The sequence below is a fragment of the Streptomyces armeniacus genome (assembly GCF_003355155.1).
GTDB classification, from domain to species: domain Bacteria; phylum Actinomycetota; class Actinomycetes; order Streptomycetales; family Streptomycetaceae; genus Streptomyces; species Streptomyces armeniacus.
Map to the genome: position 1 here is coordinate 4,832,241 of NZ_CP031320.1, position 15,299 is coordinate 4,847,539.

Consider the following 15,299-nt stretch of genomic DNA (forward strand, 5'->3'; position numbering starts at 1 on the left):
GACCGGAACCGGAACCATGAACGCCAAGAACGAGCACGACCTCAGCCTCACCCGGCGCCGCCTCCTCGGCACCGTCGGCGCCGCGGGCGCCACCGGGCTCGCGCTGGGCGGCACGGGCGGCGCCCTCGGCCAGTCCGCCGCCCAGGACGAACCGCCCACCGCGCTCGCCACCGTCGGCTCGACCGAGGTCGCCTTCCACGGCAAGCACCAGCCCGGCATCACCACGCCTCTCCAGGCGCACGGCCACCTCGTCGCCTTCGACCTGGCCTCCGGCGCGGGCCGCAAGGAGGCCGCCGCACTGCTGCGCCGCTGGTCCCGTACGGCCTCCGCCCTCATGGCCGGCGATCCAGCGCCCGACGGCCACTCCGGGGTGGCCCTGGACGCCGGTCCCTCCTCGCTCACCGTGACCTTCGGCTTCGGGCGCGGCTTCTTCAGCCGTACGGGCCTCACCGCGCAGCGGCCCGAAGCGCTGGCGCCGCTCCCCCAGTTCTCCCGCGACGCCCTCGACGAGAAGCGCTCGAACGGCGACCTGTGGGTGCAGATCGGCGCCGACGACGGCCTCGTCGCCTTCCACGCGCTCCGCGCGGTCCAGCGCGACGCCGCCGGCACCGCCCGCGTGCGCTGGCAGATGAACGGATTCAACCGCGCCGTCGGCGCGACCCCGCACCCCAAGACCATGCGCAACCTCATGGGCCAGGTCGACGGCACCAACAACCCCAAGCCGTCCGACTCCGACTTCGACAAGCGGGTCTTCGTGCCGCCCGGCGGCCCGCCCGGCTGGATGGAGGACGGCTCGTACGCGGTGTTCCGGCGCATCCGGATGCTCCTCGACAACTGGGACGAGCAGTCGCTCGCACAGCAGGAGAAGGTCATCGGCCGCCGCAAGTCGGACGGCGCCCCGCTGTCCGGCGGCACCGAGACGACCGCCGTGAACATGGAGAAGCGGAAGGCGGACGGCGGCCTCGCCATCGCCGCGGACGCCCACGTACGGGTGACGGCCCCGGACACCAACGGCGGCGCCGCCATGCTCCGCCGCTCCTTCTCGTACCACGACGGCTTCCGCGACGACGGCTCACCCGACGCGGGCCTGCTGTTCGTCGCCTGGCAGGCGGACCCGCTGACCGGCTTCGTCCCGGTGCAGCGGAAGCTCGACAGCGGCGACGCCCTGTCCCGCTTCATCCGGCACGAGGCCAGCGCGCTGTTCGCGGTGCCGGGCGGCGCGGGCGAGGGCGAGTACGTGGGGCAGCGGCTGCTCGAGGGCTGAGCCCTCAGCGGGGGGCGAGGCCTCGCGGGGCGCGACCGCCGTACGCGCGACTAATGTGGCTGCATGTCACCCGCGAGCCGCTATACGTACCTGGGTCCCGAAGGGACCTTCACCGAGGCCGCCCTGCGCACCCTGCCCGAGGCCGCCACGCGCGAGCTGCTGCCGATGGTGTCGGTGCCCGCCGCGCTGGACGCCGTACGGGCCGGGGAGGCGGCCGCCGCACTGGTGCCGATCGAGAACTCGGTGGAGGGCGGCGTCACCGCCACCCTGGACGAACTGGCCGGCGGCGAACCGCTGATGATCTACCGCGAGGTGCTGCTGCCCATCGCGTTCGCGCTGCTCGTACGGCCCGGCATGGCGCTGGAGAGCGTGAAGACGGTGACCGGGCACCCCGTCGCGCAGCCACAGGTGCGCAACTGGCTGGCGGCGACGCTGCCGGACGCGCAGTGGGAGTCGGCCGCGTCGAACGCGGACGGTGCGCGGCTGGTGCAGGAGGGGCGGTACGACGCGGCGTTCGCGGGCGAGTTCGCGGCGGCACCGTACGGGCTGGAGCCGCTGGTCACGGACATCCACGACGCGCAGAACGCGACGACCCGGTTCGTGCTGGTGGGCCGGCCGGCGCGGCCCGCGGCACGTACGGGGGCGGACAAGACGTCGGTGGTGATGTGGCTGCGCGAGGACCACCCGGGTGCGCTGCTGGAGCTGCTGCACGAGTTCGCGTCGCGCGGCGTGAGCATGATGCGGATCGAGTCGCGGCCGACAGGCGAGGGGATCGGGCGCTACTGCTTCTCGGTCGACTGCGAGGGGCACGTGTCGGACCGGCGCGTGGGCGACGTACTGATGGGGCTGAAGCGGGCGTGCCAGAAGGTGCGCTTCCTGGGGTCGTACCCGCGGGCGGACGAGGTGCGGCCGACGCTGAACCCGGGGACCACGGACGAGGAGTTCGTGGCGGCGGCGGACTGGCTGACCCGGTGCCTGGACGGGCGGGCCTGAGGGCCTCGGAGGGACCACGGGGCCGGCCCCCACAAAGTTATCCACAGGGTGCCGGGGATGCCTGTGCACAAGTCGACACACGAAACGGACGCTGTCGACAAAACGGCATGGAGACCTCGCAGGCATCCACAACACTCCGAAACAACGTACGTCACCCCAATTACCTCGATCAACTCTTTGGAGTGACGCATTCCTTCGCGAAACCGGGTGTATCCCTCACGCGAGAGGGGGATTCTGCGCCACCGCACTTTCCGACAAGCGAGCCTCCGGTAATTTCCACAGCCCACCCCAAACCTGTGGATAACTTAGGCGGGTACCCCAGGGGTCTGTGGATAAGATTCCCCCGCACCCCCTCCCGACCCCGTCCTCAGGCGGCGAAACCGCTGACAGGAAGCCGCCCGCAGGTAACGGGAGGGAGAATTCCGGATTCCCGTACACAAGCCGTGGACGACACGGCGTACCCGATTCACTATTCCCTCAAAATGGACATAAGCGAGCGAAACCGGATATCGAGTCGAGGGCGGTGAAGGGGCACCGGTACCCTGGCGGGGTGATTGACCTTCGCCTCCTCCGAACGGACCCAGACCGTGTGCGCGCCTCGCAGCGAGCCCGTGGAGCGGATGTCGACATCGTCGACGCCCTGCTCTCCGCCGACGAACGACGCCGGTCGTCCAGCGTCCGCTTCGACCAGCTGCGCTCCGAGCAGAAGCAGCTCGGCAAGCTGATCCCGAAGGCCGAGGGCGACGAGAAGGCCGCCCTGCTGCAGAAGGCGGGCGAGCTGTCGTCCGCGGTGAAGGCCGCTGACGCCGAGCAGGACGAGGCGGCGGCCGAGGCGCAGGAGCTGCTGCGCCGGCTGGGCAACGTCGTGCACCCCGACGTGCCCGTCGGCGGTGAGGAGGACTTCACCGTCCTGGAGACGGTCGGCGAGCCGCGGGACTTCGCAGCCGAGGGCTTCACCCCCAAGGACCACCTGGAGCTGGGGCAGCTGCTCGGCGCCATCGACGTGGAGCGCGCCGCGAAGGTGTCCGGCGCCCGCTTCTACTACCTGACGGGTGTCGGCGCCCTGCTCGAACTGGCCCTGGTGAACGCCGCGATCGCACAGGCGGGCGAGGCCGGCTTCGTACCGATGCTGACGCCTGCCCTGGTCAAGCCGCAGGCCATGGAGGGCACCGGCTTCCTGGGGCAGGCGGCCGACGACGTGTACCACCTGGAGCAGGACGACCTGTACCTGGTCGGCACCTCGGAGGTGCCGCTGGCGGCGTACCACCTGGACGAGATCATCGACGCGGACCGGCTGCCGCTGCGCTACGCCGGGTTCTCGCCGTGCTTCCGGCGGGAGGCCGGCTCGTACGGGAAGGACACGCGGGGCATCTTCCGTGTGCACCAGTTCGACAAGGTGGAGATGTTCTCGTTCGTCGCGCCGGAGGAGGCGGAGGCGGAGCACAGGCGGCTGCTGGAGTGGGAGAAGCAGTGGCTGTCGGGGCTGGGGCTGCCGTTCCAGGTGATCGACGTGGCGAGCGGCGACCTGGGGGCTTCGGCCTCGCGGAAGTTCGACTGCGAGGCGTGGATTCCGACGCAGGAGAAGTTCCGGGAGCTGACGTCGGCGTCGAACTGCGACGAGTTCCAGGCCCGGCGGCTTTCCGTGCGGATGCGCGGCAAGGGCCAGGACGGGGGCGGCGTACGGCCGCTGGCGACGCTGAACGGCACGCTGTGCGCGGTGCCCCGCACGATCGTGGCGCTGCTGGAGAACCACCAGCAGGCGGACGGGTCGGTGTGGGTGCCGGAGGTGCTGCGGCCGTATCTGGGCGGGCGCGAGGTGCTGGAACCGGTCGCGAAGTGACGGGCGCCGACAGCGGGCGCGCCGGCCTGGGGGACGCCGACCGGGGGGACGCCGACCGCGGGGACGCCGACCGCGGGGTGACCGCGGCGGGCGCGCCCGCGATCCCCGCCCCGTTCCCGTACAAGCTGATCGCCACCGACCTGGACGGCACGCTGCTGCGTTCCGACGACTCGATCTCGCGGCGCACGCGTGACGCGCTCGACGCGGCGTGCGCGCGGGGGGCAGCGCACATCGTGGTGACGGGGCGGGCGGTGCCGTGGACGCGGCACGTGCTGGCCGAGCTGGGGCATACAGGGCTGGCGGTCTGCGGGCAGGGCGCGCAGGTGTACCACGCGGGCGAGCAGCGGCTGCTGACCTCGGTGACGCTGGACCGGCAGCTGGCCGGGGTGGCGCTGGCGAAGATCGAGGCGGAGGTCGGCCCGCTGGCGCTGGCGGCCTCGCGGGACGGTCTCGACGGTGCGGTGGTGGTCGGGCCCGGCTACCGGCATCAGGAGGGGCCGCTGCCGGTGCTGCCGTACGAGGACCCGGCGGAGCTGTGGGCGGCTCCGGTCAACAAGATCTACGTGCAGCACCCGGAGCTGACCGACGACGAACTCGCTGCCAAGGCGCGGGAGGTCGCGGGCGACCTGGTGGGCGTGATGATGGCGGGGGCAGGGATCGTCGAACTGCTGCCTCTGGGCCTGAGCAAGGCGAAGGGGCTGTCGCTGGCGGCCCGCCGGCTGGGGGTGCGCGCGGCGGAGACGGTCGCGTTCGGTGACATGCCCAACGACATACCGATGTTCGGCTGGGCGGCGCACGGCGTGGCGATGGCGAACGCGCACCCGGAGCTGCTGGCGGTGGCGGACGAGGTGACGGCGTCGAACGACGCGGACGGCATCGCGGTGATGCTGGAGAAGCTTCTCGCCCGCTGACCACGCCCGGACTTGCGGAGGGCCGGGCCTCCTCGCCCGGTGAGCATCGCGGCCCGGGCGCCATCGCGGCCCGTACCGGTCCGGTGCTGTGGCGACACGGCACCGGACCGGTCGGGTCTGCCGCTCAGCCCTCTCCGGCGAGGGTCAGCGTGCGCAGCTTCTGGCCCGCCCACCAGGCACCGCCCGCGGTCACCACGGCGAGCATCACGACCGCGACGGGAAGGCCGACGTCGGACTCGATCAGGCCCTCGCCGCCGATCTTCTCTGCGAGCGACAGCGCCCACTGCTGTACGGAGAGTGTGCGTGCGCCGGGGACCAGACTGCCGAAGAGTGCCTCCCATATCAGCGCGTAGACGAGGCCGATGACGACGGCGTGCCTGCTGACGGTGCCGAGCAGGAGGAACAGCGCGCTGTACGCCACCGAGGCGACGGCCGCGGCGAGGGCGTAGGCGACGGCCAGTTGCTGGCTGTTGCCGTTCAGGATGAAGCCCGCTATGAGCGTCGGCACCGCGGAGAAGGCGATGGTGACGCCGATGGCGACGATCAGTTTCGTGAAGATGATCGTCGGCCGCTTGAGCGGTTTCGCCAGCAGATAGACGACGGAGCCGTCGTCTATCTCCGGGCCGATGGCACCGGTGCCGGCGATGACGCCGACGAGCGGCACCATCGTGGCGAGGGCGAAGCCGCCGAGGAGTTCGGCGGTGACGTCGTCGTCGGCGCCGACCATGGCGCGGACGGCGACGGCGACGGCGATCAGCAGTGCGGGCAGCACGCAGAGGATCAGTGCGCGGCGGCGCCCGAGGAGCGCACGGTAGGTGAGCCGGGCGACCGTTGGGTTGTACGCGGACATCGCTCAGGCTCCTTTCAGGCCGCGACGAGGTACGAGAAGACGCTCTCCAGGGACTCGTCCGAGGGCGAAACCGTGTGGAGCCGGATGCCCTGTGCGCGGGCGACCCGCGGGAGGAGCTCGGTGAAGCGGGTGAAGTCGACCGCCTGGATGCGCAGGGCGTGTTCGCCGAGGTCGACCTCGATGCCGGCCGTGGAGGGGTCGGCGATGAGGGCGGCGGCGAGTGCCCGGTCGTCGCTGGAGCGTACGAGGTAGCGGTGCGGACGGTCGGTCATCAGGCGGCGGATCTTGCGGAAGTTGCCGCTGGCGGCGTGCCGTCCGGCGACGATCACCTCGATGTGGGAGGCGAGTTGCTCGACCTCCTCCAGGATGTGGGAGGAGAAGAGGACGGTGCGGCCGTCGTCACCCATCTTCCGCAGCAGCTCCATCAGGTGCATGCGCTGGCGCGGGTCCATGCCGTTGAACGGCTCGTCCAGCAGCAGCACGGACGGGTCGTGGACGAGCGCGGAGGCCATTTTGACGCGCTGCCGCATGCCCTTGCTGTACGTGGAGATGCGGCGGTCCTGCGCGTACTCCATGTCGACGGTGGCGAGGGCTCGTTGGGCCGCGGCGCCGGGGTCGGGGAGGCCGTGCAGCTCGGCGTTGGCGAGGACGAACTCGTGGCCCTTGAGGAAGTCGTACATGCCCTCGCGCTCGGGCACGAGGCCGATCTCGTGGTACGCCTTCTCGTTGCGCCAGATCGGGGTCCCGTCCAGGGTGACGCTGCCGGTCGAAGGGGCGAGGAAGCCGCCCATCATGTGGATGAGGGTGGATTTTCCGGCGCCGTTGGGCCCGAGCAGTCCGGTCACGCCGGGGGCGATTTCCATCGTGATGTCGTTGACGGCCACGACGTTCCCGAACCAGCGGGAGGTGTGGTCGATGGTGAGGGTACTCATGGGCGCGGCCCATTCCTTAGAACGGTGGTGGCGGGCGACGGGTGGGCGGTCACAGCCCGGCCTTTCGGTAGCGGCGCTGCAGAAGCGCGAACGAACCGGCGATCAGCGCGGCTATGAGCAGGAGGTAGACGGCGCCTTCGGCGTTGCTGAGCTGCACGCTGCCGGGGAAGGCGGAGATGCCGCCGAAGAACTTCTCCTGGACGCCTGCGAGGAGCGTGCCTGGTGAGGCGGCACCGAGCCAGCCGACCGAGCCGCTGCCCTGCTGCTCGGCGATGCCCTGAAGGGCGCTGATGAGCATGTAGGGGATGGTCAGGACGGCGATGATCGCGGCGACTCCGAAGCCACGGCGCGGTGTGAGGGCGGCGATGGCGAGGCCGAGTCCGGCGTACACGAGGGCGTATATCGCGGCGAAGACGGTGCCCTGGGCGAAGCCGACGGTCTGGTCGGTGAAGTCGAGCTTGGCGAGCAGCGCTCCGGCGTAAAGGATCACGACGGGGGCGGCGATGAAGATGAAGAGTGCCGCGGAGAGCGCGGCGGACTTCGCGAGGACGTAGTCGATGCGCTCGATGGGCCGGGAGAAGTACAGCGGGATGGTCTTGAAGCGCAGGTCGAGTGAGACGGCCTGGGGTGCGACGGCGGCCACGAAGATGGCGATCACGGGCTGGAGCTGCACCGCGTACTCGGCGTATTTCACGGGGAGTTCGTCGCCGCCGGTGGTGACGGTGACGGCGACGAGGATGCCGGCCGGGAGCGTCATCACGGCGAACAGGATCATCGGCAGCACTTTGGACTTGGCCGCGCGGCCGAGTCCGTACGCGCTCCGCAGGGACTGGATGAACAGCGAGCGGCGAGCGTAGGCGCGGCCGAGGCGGGGGCCGTCGTAGTTGCGGTAACCGATGTTGTGGATGACGTCCGCGCCGCGTGGTGCGGCGGCCGTCGGGCTGGGCTCAGGCGACATCGCCGCTGCCCCCTTCCTGCGCGCGTGCTCCCGCGAACTGCCGCTGCGCGGCGGGACCGTGGGATGCGGTGGTCTTGTCCGTGCCGGAGGTGCCGCCGGCGGGGCCGTGCCCGTCGTCGGGGCTTCCGGTGGCCGGGGCGTCGTCGGAGAACACCTCGGATATGTGGTGCCTGCGCTGTTCCATCCGGATCAGGCCGAGTCCGAGGTCGACGACGGCGTCCCGGACGGTGTCGGGCACGGTGTCGCCCTCGACGTCGACGAGGAGGACGTGTCCGCTGCCGGGGGCGCCTTCGGCGGCGGGCGTCCGCACGGTGAGTCCGGCGGAGGTGAGTGCGGCGCGCAGCGCGGCCGTACCGTCGGGCTGTGCGTCGGTGTCCGTGACCTCGACTGCGAGGGAGGCGGCGTCCTGGGTGAAGTCGGCGGTGGACGAGGAGCGCAGGAGCTGTCCGCCGTCGATGACGACGACGTGGTCGCAGGTGCGCTCCAACTCGCCCAGCAGGTGCGAGGTGACCAGAACGGAGATGCCGAAGTCGGTGTGAACGCGGCGGATCAGGTCGAGCATGTCGTCGCGGCCGACGGGGTCCAGGCCGTTCGTGGGCTCGTCCAGCAGCACCAACTGCGGGTCGTGGACGAGGGCCTGGGCGAGTTTGACGCGCTGCTTCATGCCGGTCGAATAGCCGCCCATGGAGCGGTACCGCTCCTCGTACAGGCCCACGTGGCGCAGGGTGTCCGCGGTGCGCTCGCGTGCCGCCGTCGGGGGCAGGCCGGACATCCGCGCCATGTGGACGACGAACTCGGTCGCCGAGACGTCGGGGGGCAGGCAGTCGTGCTCCGGCATGTACCCCACGCGTTCCCGGATGGCTCCGCCCTCGCGGGACACGTCCAGGCCGAGGACGCGTGCGCTGCCTTCGGTGGCGGCGGACAACCCGAGAAGGATCTTGATCAGGGTTGACTTGCCGGCGCCGTTGGCACCCACCAGACCGGTTACACCTGGTGTGATGTCCACGGTCAGCCGGTCGAGAGCGGTCACCCGTGGGTACCGCATGGTCAGGCTTTGGGTCGCGATCACAGTCACCTGCTCGAAGTTAGTGCCTTTGTGCACGGCGGCACGTCCCTCCATGGGTCTGGATTGGCGTCGTACCCGAGAGGGACGTGCCCCTAAGGGCACCGGTACGAAAGCTGGGGTCCGCGTCGGGGACACCCGGACGAAAGTGCCGTTACCTTCGGTATCCACAGGCTGCGTGCGGCTCTTGACGCCGCCATCGAGCGTTGTCACAGTCGTTGATGTCACGTTGTGCACACGAAGGCGCACAAGGGCGTACGAGTGCCGAGAACTGGCGAGGGGGTGCCGTGATGGGGTCGATGGCAGCGGGATCAACGCCGGCGGCACCCGGGACCGGGTCCGCGGACCTGCGCGGGTTCAGAGAGGTGCAGCGGCTCAGTTACGCGTGCGCGGAGGCGGTCGCCGCGCAGCTCGCGCCGGGAGTCACGGAGCGCGAGGCGGCCAGCATGCAGCGGGACTGGCTGCGCGAGCGCGGGGTGCGGGACTGGTTCCATCTGCCCTTCGCCTGGTTCGGCGACCGCACGGCCTTCGCCGGATTCCGCTTCCCGTTCCGGTTCTTTCCCACCGACCGCGCGCTCGAGCCGGGGATGCCGTTCATCCTCGACATGGCGCCGATCCTCCGGGGCTGCACGGCCGACATCGGCTATTCGGGCAGTCTGGGTCCCAATCCCGTGCACGACAGGCTCCTCGCCGACCTGGAGGCCCACCGCGAACTGGTGCTGCGGGAAGTGCGGGAGCGCCGCTCGCTGCGCGAGATCTACCGCGAAGTGGACCGCCTCATGGCACGCCAGGGGTACGCGAACAGGCACCGCGCATACCCGTTCGGGGTGATCGCGCACAAGGTGGACCGCGTTCCCCAACGCCGTTGGGCACCCACGCTGTTCGGCTTCGGAGCCCAGGCCCTGAAAGGGCTGGCGAGAGACGCCGTGCACGGGCACCGGGACGGCTGGTCACCGCTGTGGAGTCCGTACCGCTTCTCCGACCACCCGCCGCAGCCCGGACTGTGGGCGGTCGCGCCGCATCTCGGGTTCCGCGGCACCGGCGCCAAGTTCGAGGAGATCCTGGTCGTCACCGACTCCCGGGACCCCGAGGAGAGCGCCTTCTGGCTGGACGACGATCTGCCGCACGTGCGGCGCTGGCGGGAGGAGAGGGCCGCATGACTGACGGATTGGAAGGGGCGCGGGAGCGCCGGGTCCGTACGGGCGAGGGAGTCGAGCTCTGCGTCGCCGAGCTGGGCGACCCGGCGCATCCGACCGTCGTGCTGCTGCACGGCTATCCGGACAGCAAGGAGGTCTGGGCGCCCGTCGCGCGGCGGCTGCGGGACCGCTTCCACGTGGTGCTGTACGACGTGCGGGGGTGCGGCCGCTCCTCGGCGCCGAAGCCGCTGCGCGGCGGGTTCACCCTCGAGAAGCTGACGGACGACTTCCTCACGGTGCTCGACGCGGTGAGCCCCGACGCGCCGGTGCACCTCGTCGGACACGACTGGGGTTCGGTCCAGGGCTGGGAGTTCGTGACGGTGCGCCGCACCGAGGGCCGCATCGCCTCCTTCACCTCGATGTCCGGGCCGTCCCTGGACCACTTCGGGCACTGGATCAAGAAGCGGCTGGCCCGGCCGACACCCCGCCGGATCGCCCAACTCCTCGGCCAGGGCGCCAAGTCGTGGTACGTCTACGCGCTGCACACACCGGTCCTGCCGGAGCTGGCCTGGAAGGGCCCGCTCGGCAAGAGCTGGCCGCGCATCCTCCGGAAACTGGAGAAGGTCCCGGCCGGCGCCTATCCGACGCCCTCGCTGCCCACCGACGCCGCGCACGGCGCCTGGCTCTACCGCGACAACATCCGCTCGCGGCTGCGCCGCCCGCGCGACGACTGCTACGCCCACGCTCCCGTGCAGCTGATCACGCCCACCGAGGACGCCTTCCTGAGCGAGCAGCTGTACGACGAGCTGGAGCTGTGGGCGCCCCAGCTCACGCGACACACGCTGCCCGCCAAGCACTGGGTGCCGCGTACCAGGCCGGACCAGCTGGCGGTCTGGATCAGCGAGTTCGCGACCGCCAGCGAGCCGGATGCGGCCGGCGTCCCGGCACAGTTGGCGGCGCCGCGGACCGGCCGCTACGCCGAGCGGTTCGGCGGACAGCTCGTGCTGGTCACCGGCGCGGCCAGTGGCATCGGCCGGGCGACCGCGTTCGCCTTCGCCGAGGCGGGCGCACGGATAGTCGTCGTCGACCGCGATGCCGAAGGCGCGGCACGTACGGCCGAGATGGCCCGCCTGGTGGGCGCCCCGGACGCCTGGCCCGAGACCGTCGACGTCGGCGACGGGCAGGCCATGGAGAAGCTCGCCGCCCGTACCGCGGCGGAACACGGTGTCGTGGACGTGCTGGTCAACAACGCCGGCACGGGCGTGACCGGGGACTTCATGGACACCAGCGTCGAGGACTGGCAGCGGACTCTCGACGTCAATCTGTGGGGTGTCATCCACGGCTGCCGGACGTTCGGCAGACAGATGGCCGAGCGTGGGCAGGGCGGCCACATCGTGAACACCGCCTCGGCCATCGCCTTCCAGCCCACGCGCGCGCTGCCCGCGTACGCGACATCCAAGGCCGCCGTGCTGATGCTGAGCGAGTGCCTGCGCGCGGAGTTGGCCGGCCAGGGCATCGGGGTGTCCGCGATATGCCCCGGCGTGGTCAACACCAACATCACGGCCACGACCCGTTTCGTGGGCACGGACGAGGAGGAGGAGAAGCGTCACCAGGACCGGACCACCCGGCTGTACGGGCTGCGGAACTACCCGCCGGAGAAGGTCGCCGACGCTGTGCTCCGCGCGGTCATACGCAACGAGGCGGTCGTCCCGGTCACGCCGGAAGCGCACGGCGCGCGGCTGCTGTCCCGGCTGTCGCCGCGTGTGGTCCGGGCGTTGGCCCGCGTCAGACCACGGGTGTGAGGAGAACAGACCGCGGTGTGAGGAGATGTGAGGAGAGGGGCCACCGGAACAGGAGCCGGGCTCCGGGAGAAGAACCGGAAGTAGCAGGAGAGAAGGGGGTGAGGACGTGCCAGCGGCGGAGTACCGCATAGAGGATCTGGCGCACCGCAGCGGCGCCACGGTCCGTACGATCCGCGCCTACCAGGACCGCGGGCTCCTTCCCAAGCCGGAGCGGCGCGGCCGGGCGAACGTCTACGACGACACGCATCTCGCCCGGCTGCGGCAGATAGCCGGGCTGCTGGACCGCGGCTACACGCTGGCCTCGATCAAGGAGCTGCTGGAGGCGTGGGACGCGGGCCGCGGTCTGGGCGGGGTGCTCGGCCTGGTCACGGAGGTGGACGGCCCCTGGAGCGACGAGGAGTCGAGCCGTCTCACCCGGGCCGAGCTGAACGAGCTGTTCGGCGGCGAGTACGACGACGACGCCGTGGCGGAGGCGGTTTCGCTCGGTGTGCTCGTTCCCGTCCCGGACAGCGGCGGGGAGTTCGTGGTGCCCAGCCCTCAGGAGCTGGCGGTGGCCGCCGAGTTGCACAAGGCGGGGGTGCCGCTGTCGGCGATCAGCGCTCATCTGCGGGAGCTGCGGGGCCGGGTGGAGCACATAGCCACGCGGTTCCTGGACTTCACCAACGAGCACGTCTTCGTCCGCTACCTCGGGCACACGCCGAGCAGCACGGAGGTCAGCGAGGCGGCCGATCTCGTGCGGAGGCTGCGTCCGCTGGCGCAGCAGGCGGTGGACGCGGAACTGGCCCGTGCCATGCAGCTGGTGGCCACCCGCAGTCTCCGCGACCACCTCCGCAGCGCCACGGCACCGCCCACCGCCGCACCCGCACCCGCACCCGGAACCGGGACTGGGACCGGGACCGGGACCGGGAGCGGCGCTGCCGCCGGATGCGGGTGGGCGCCCGAGCCCGGACCGGGGGCCGTGGCGGAGGAGATACGGGCGCCGGGGACAGCCCCCGCAGCGGAGAGTGCGATCGCGGCAGGGGGAGGGGCAGCTGAGGAGGCGGTGCTGCTGCCGGCGGCGACGGTGGAGTCCGTACGTGCGCTGGTGGGCGCCGAGCACACGGCCGCGTTCGTGGCGGCGGCGGCCGAACGCGAGGTCGCGGCCCGCACGATGGACCGCCTGACCGACGCGGGCGGCCGGGACGGCGGCGGGAGGAAGGACACGTCAGGTGTGTGACAGTCCCCGCCGCGAATGACTCAGGTGCGCTCATTGCCCTCTAGGGCCGCCTGGTTGAGGATGCTTCTCGCGAACCCACCGTAGAGGGGATCGATCCATGCGAAGACGACACTTCGTCACAGGATTAGCGGGCGTGACAGCGGGGCTCGGGCTCGGCGCCGTGCCGCAGGCCGCGACCGCCGTCGGGGCGTCCGCCCGGCAGCGCCTCGGGCGGACGGCGCAGGGCTGGCAGCAGGCCGCCGTCCCGCCCGGTGCCGAGGCCGCCCGGCTGCTGAAGGCGGCCGCCGCTGGCCCGGACTGCGCCTGGGCCGTCGGCGAGCAGGCGCGTAACGGCTCGGCGCCGGGACGCCCGTTGGCCGTCCACTGGGACGGCGCGGCCTGGTCGCACACCGACCTGACCCACCTCGGTTTCGCCGGCGCCGTCGTCGAGGTCGCCGGGACGTCCCCCGAGGCGGCCTGGGCCATCGGCGGCGATACCGGCGACGGCTCCGGCCATCTGCTCCGCTGGGACGGCGCGACCTGGCAGGACGCCGACTTCCCCGGCCGCGGAGACGCCGGCACCAGCCTCTCCGCCGTCACCGTCGCGGACGACGGCCGTGCGTGGGCCGCCGGCGTCCACGACGGCCGTGCCCGGCTGCTGCACTGGGACGGGCGGGTGTGGCGCTGGCTTCCGCCGCTGCCGGAGGGTACGGCCGCCCTGTGGAACGTCCACCTGGCACCCGACGGCTCGGTCTGGGTGTCCCGCGACGCCATCGCCCGCTGGGACCACCGGAGTTGGACGGTCCTCCCCGTCCCCGCCGGCATCCGGCTCACCGTCACCGGCCTGCTGCCGGTGGCGCCGGACGACGCGTGGGCGGTGGGCGCGGCGTTCGGGCCTGGCGGTCCGCCGGGAAAACCCCCGAGCGTCGTACTGGCCCGCTGGAACGGCACCGAGTGGCTCTCCGACAGGGAAGCGCTCCCGTTCACCGTCGGCGCGCTGCACTCCATCGTCGGCGACGCCCGGGGCCGGCCCGCGCTGATATCCGGCTGGGACTTCTGGGACGGCACCCGCACCCACTACCTCCGCCGCAGCGGCGACGGCTGGACCGGCGAACGCGGCCCGCTCGCCGAAGGGTTGACACCGATGATGACGGACCTCGCGACCGTCCCCGGCACCGACACCGTATGGGCTGTCGGGACCACCACCCGCTACTCGACGCAGCCGCCAGCCCAACTCCGTATCGAGCGCTACGGCTAGGCCTGCTCCCCCGAACGCGCGCTGCGCGCCCGGCGGGTGGCCTGCGACGGGCGGGTGCGGTACGCGGTGAGGGCGACCGTTGCGCAGAGCATCGCGAGTCCCACCCAGACCGTGCCGGGTGAGACCGCCGGTTCGGCGGTCTCACCTCCGGGCGTACGGCCGCCGTCCCGGCCGGTGGCCGGCACCGCGAGGAGCACCACGGCCGTGGCCGCGACCGCCAGCCGCCCCGCCAGCCGGACCGCGTACGCCGGCGCCCCGTACGCCAGCCGTTCGCCGCGCCGGGCGGGGGCGAGGAGGCGGGCCAGGAACAGTGCGGCGATGGGCAGTTGGAGCAGCCAGACCAGGGTGCGGAAGGAGCCGTCGTACCAGACGTTCGTGCCGTACAGCAGCGTGTGCCACACGCTCAGCACGTAGACGACGACGATGAAGCGGTGCAGCGCACGCCACATGCGGCCGCCGGTGGTGCGCCGTAGGTAGTAGGCGAGGCCGAGCGGTATGGCGAGGTAGAACGCGAGCAGCCCGAGCAGGATGGCGACACGGCCGGTCCCCGACGCGTACGCGCCCGGCACGAAGACGTCGGTGAAGGCGCTGGTGAGGCGGCCGGGCCAGGCGAGTTCGTCGCCGTTGTCGCGGACGAGTTCGGCGAAGAACATGAACGCGTGCGCGAACATCAGCCCGATGGTGGTGAGGCTGGTGGTGCGGTGCCAGCGTTCGATACGGGCGGTGGGGATCCGCAGCAGGCGGGACCGCGCGCTGGAGCGGACGAAGCCGAGGACGATGGTTATCCAGGCCCAGAGGAGCCCGGACCAGCCGAAGGCCTGGCAGAGCCAGTACATCCAGTACGTGCCGGCGTCCGCCAGGAAGGGCATGACCTCGGTCGTCGCGGAGGCACCGGAGGCCACGCGGGCGTGCAGCCACGCGTAGATCAGGGCCGTGACGACGAGTGCCGCCGTGGCGTCGGGCACGGCGGCGCGCAGGTCCGCGCGTAAGGCTGTCCCGTCGATCCAGCGGCGGCGCCGTACCGGACGACGCGGCTCCGTCGCCTCCGCCGTCCCCTTCGCTGCCGCCTCCGTGGTCTGTTCCGGAGACTCCGTCAC

Annotated in this window: 13 protein-coding genes; 8 read left to right on the top strand and 5 right to left on the bottom strand. The window is 71.7% G+C overall.

Annotation, left to right across the window (positions count from 1 at the left end; all coding sequences use genetic code 11):
• Window positions 1–16 precede the first annotated feature (16 nt).
• From efeB to DVA86_RS21085, 4 genes are all read left to right on the top strand, one after another.
• On the top strand, window positions 17–1,264 hold the full coding sequence (gene efeB, locus DVA86_RS21070) for an iron uptake transporter deferrochelatase/peroxidase subunit (RefSeq protein ID WP_208880504.1): 1,248 nt from the start codon (window positions 17–19) through the stop codon (window positions 1,262–1,264).
• Window positions 1,265–1,327: 63 nt separating this feature from the next.
• Window positions 1,328–2,257, top strand: a complete 930-nt coding sequence (gene pheA / locus DVA86_RS21075; RefSeq protein ID WP_208880506.1) for a prephenate dehydratase — start codon at window positions 1,328–1,330, stop codon at window positions 2,255–2,257.
• 550 nt (window positions 2,258–2,807) lie between these two features.
• Window positions 2,808–4,097, top strand: a complete 1,290-nt coding sequence (gene serS / locus DVA86_RS21080) for a serine--tRNA ligase (RefSeq protein WP_208880508.1) — start codon at window positions 2,808–2,810, stop codon at window positions 4,095–4,097.
• Between the two features lie 77 nt (window positions 4,098–4,174).
• Window positions 4,175–5,008, top strand: a complete 834-nt coding sequence (locus tag DVA86_RS21085; RefSeq protein WP_208884946.1) for an HAD family hydrolase — start codon at window positions 4,175–4,177, stop codon at window positions 5,006–5,008.
• Between the two features lie 124 nt (window positions 5,009–5,132).
• Here DVA86_RS21085 and DVA86_RS21090 read toward each other — a convergent pair whose 3' ends face one another.
• The 4 genes from DVA86_RS21090 to DVA86_RS21105 are packed head-to-tail and all read right to left on the bottom strand — an operon-like array spanning window position 5,133 to window position 8,817.
• Window positions 5,133–5,858, bottom strand: coding sequence for an ABC transporter permease subunit (locus DVA86_RS21090; protein WP_208880510.1), 726 nt, complete (start codon window positions 5,856–5,858; stop codon window positions 5,133–5,135).
• A gap of 14 nt (window positions 5,859–5,872) precedes the next feature.
• Entirely contained in the window at window positions 5,873–6,790 is a 918-nt protein-coding gene (locus DVA86_RS21095) for an ABC transporter ATP-binding protein (RefSeq protein ID WP_208880512.1), read from the bottom strand.
• A 49-nt stretch (window positions 6,791–6,839) separates the two neighbouring features.
• Window positions 6,840–7,748, bottom strand: a complete 909-nt coding sequence (locus tag DVA86_RS21100; RefSeq protein WP_208880514.1) for an ABC transporter permease — start codon at window positions 7,746–7,748, stop codon at window positions 6,840–6,842.
• Window positions 7,738–8,817, bottom strand: coding sequence for an ABC transporter ATP-binding protein (locus DVA86_RS21105; RefSeq protein ID WP_245997691.1), 1,080 nt, complete (start codon window positions 8,815–8,817; stop codon window positions 7,738–7,740). The genes DVA86_RS21100 and DVA86_RS21105 overlap by 11 nt, the downstream gene beginning before the upstream one ends.
• 293 nt (window positions 8,818–9,110) lie before the next feature.
• Here DVA86_RS21105 and DVA86_RS21110 point away from each other — a divergent pair, with 293 nt between their 5' ends.
• From DVA86_RS21110 to DVA86_RS21125, 4 genes are all read left to right on the top strand, one after another.
• A complete protein-coding gene (locus DVA86_RS21110) occupies window positions 9,111–9,971 on the top strand; it encodes a M24 family metallopeptidase (protein WP_425470891.1) in 861 nt (286 codons plus the stop codon).
• A complete protein-coding gene (locus tag DVA86_RS21115) occupies window positions 9,968–11,749 on the top strand; it encodes an SDR family oxidoreductase (RefSeq protein WP_208880519.1) in 1,782 nt (593 codons plus the stop codon). Before DVA86_RS21110 ends, DVA86_RS21115 begins: the two co-directional genes overlap by 4 nt.
• 106 nt (window positions 11,750–11,855) lie before the next feature.
• Window positions 11,856–12,965 carry a MerR family transcriptional regulator gene (locus DVA86_RS21120; RefSeq protein ID WP_208880521.1) on the top strand — a complete coding sequence of 370 codons (1,110 nt, stop codon included), beginning with the start codon at window positions 11,856–11,858 and terminating at the stop codon, window positions 12,963–12,965.
• Between the two features lie 133 nt (window positions 12,966–13,098).
• On the top strand, window positions 13,099–14,202 hold the full coding sequence (locus DVA86_RS21125) for a hypothetical protein (RefSeq protein WP_245996834.1): 1,104 nt from the start codon (window positions 13,099–13,101) through the stop codon (window positions 14,200–14,202).
• Here the strand turns inward: DVA86_RS21125 and DVA86_RS21130 are convergent.
• The gene (locus DVA86_RS21130) at window positions 14,199–15,299 is read right to left on the bottom strand and encodes a ferric reductase-like transmembrane domain-containing protein (RefSeq protein WP_222623341.1); all 1,101 of its coding nucleotides are present in this window, start codon (window positions 15,297–15,299) and stop codon (window positions 14,199–14,201) included. The genes DVA86_RS21125 and DVA86_RS21130 overlap by 4 nt on opposite strands.

Coding starts and splice junctions, on each gene's coding strand:
- efeB (WP_208880504.1), top strand. CDS start 17: ATGAACGCCAAGAACGAGCACGACCTCAGCCTCACCCGGCGCCGCCTC.
- pheA (WP_208880506.1), top strand. CDS start 1,328: ATGTCACCCGCGAGCCGCTATACGTACCTGGGTCCCGAAGGGACCTTC.
- DVA86_RS21090 (WP_208880510.1), bottom strand. CDS start 5,858: ATGTCCGCGTACAACCCAACGGTCGCCCGGCTCACCTACCGTGCGCTC.
- DVA86_RS21095 (WP_208880512.1), bottom strand. CDS start 6,790: ATGAGTACCCTCACCATCGACCACACCTCCCGCTGGTTCGGGAACGTC.
- DVA86_RS21100 (WP_208880514.1), bottom strand. CDS start 7,748: ATGTCGCCTGAGCCCAGCCCGACGGCCGCCGCACCACGCGGCGCGGAC.
- DVA86_RS21110 (WP_425470891.1), top strand. CDS start 9,111: ATGGCAGCGGGATCAACGCCGGCGGCACCCGGGACCGGGTCCGCGGAC.
- DVA86_RS21115 (WP_208880519.1), top strand. CDS start 9,968: ATGACTGACGGATTGGAAGGGGCGCGGGAGCGCCGGGTCCGTACGGGC.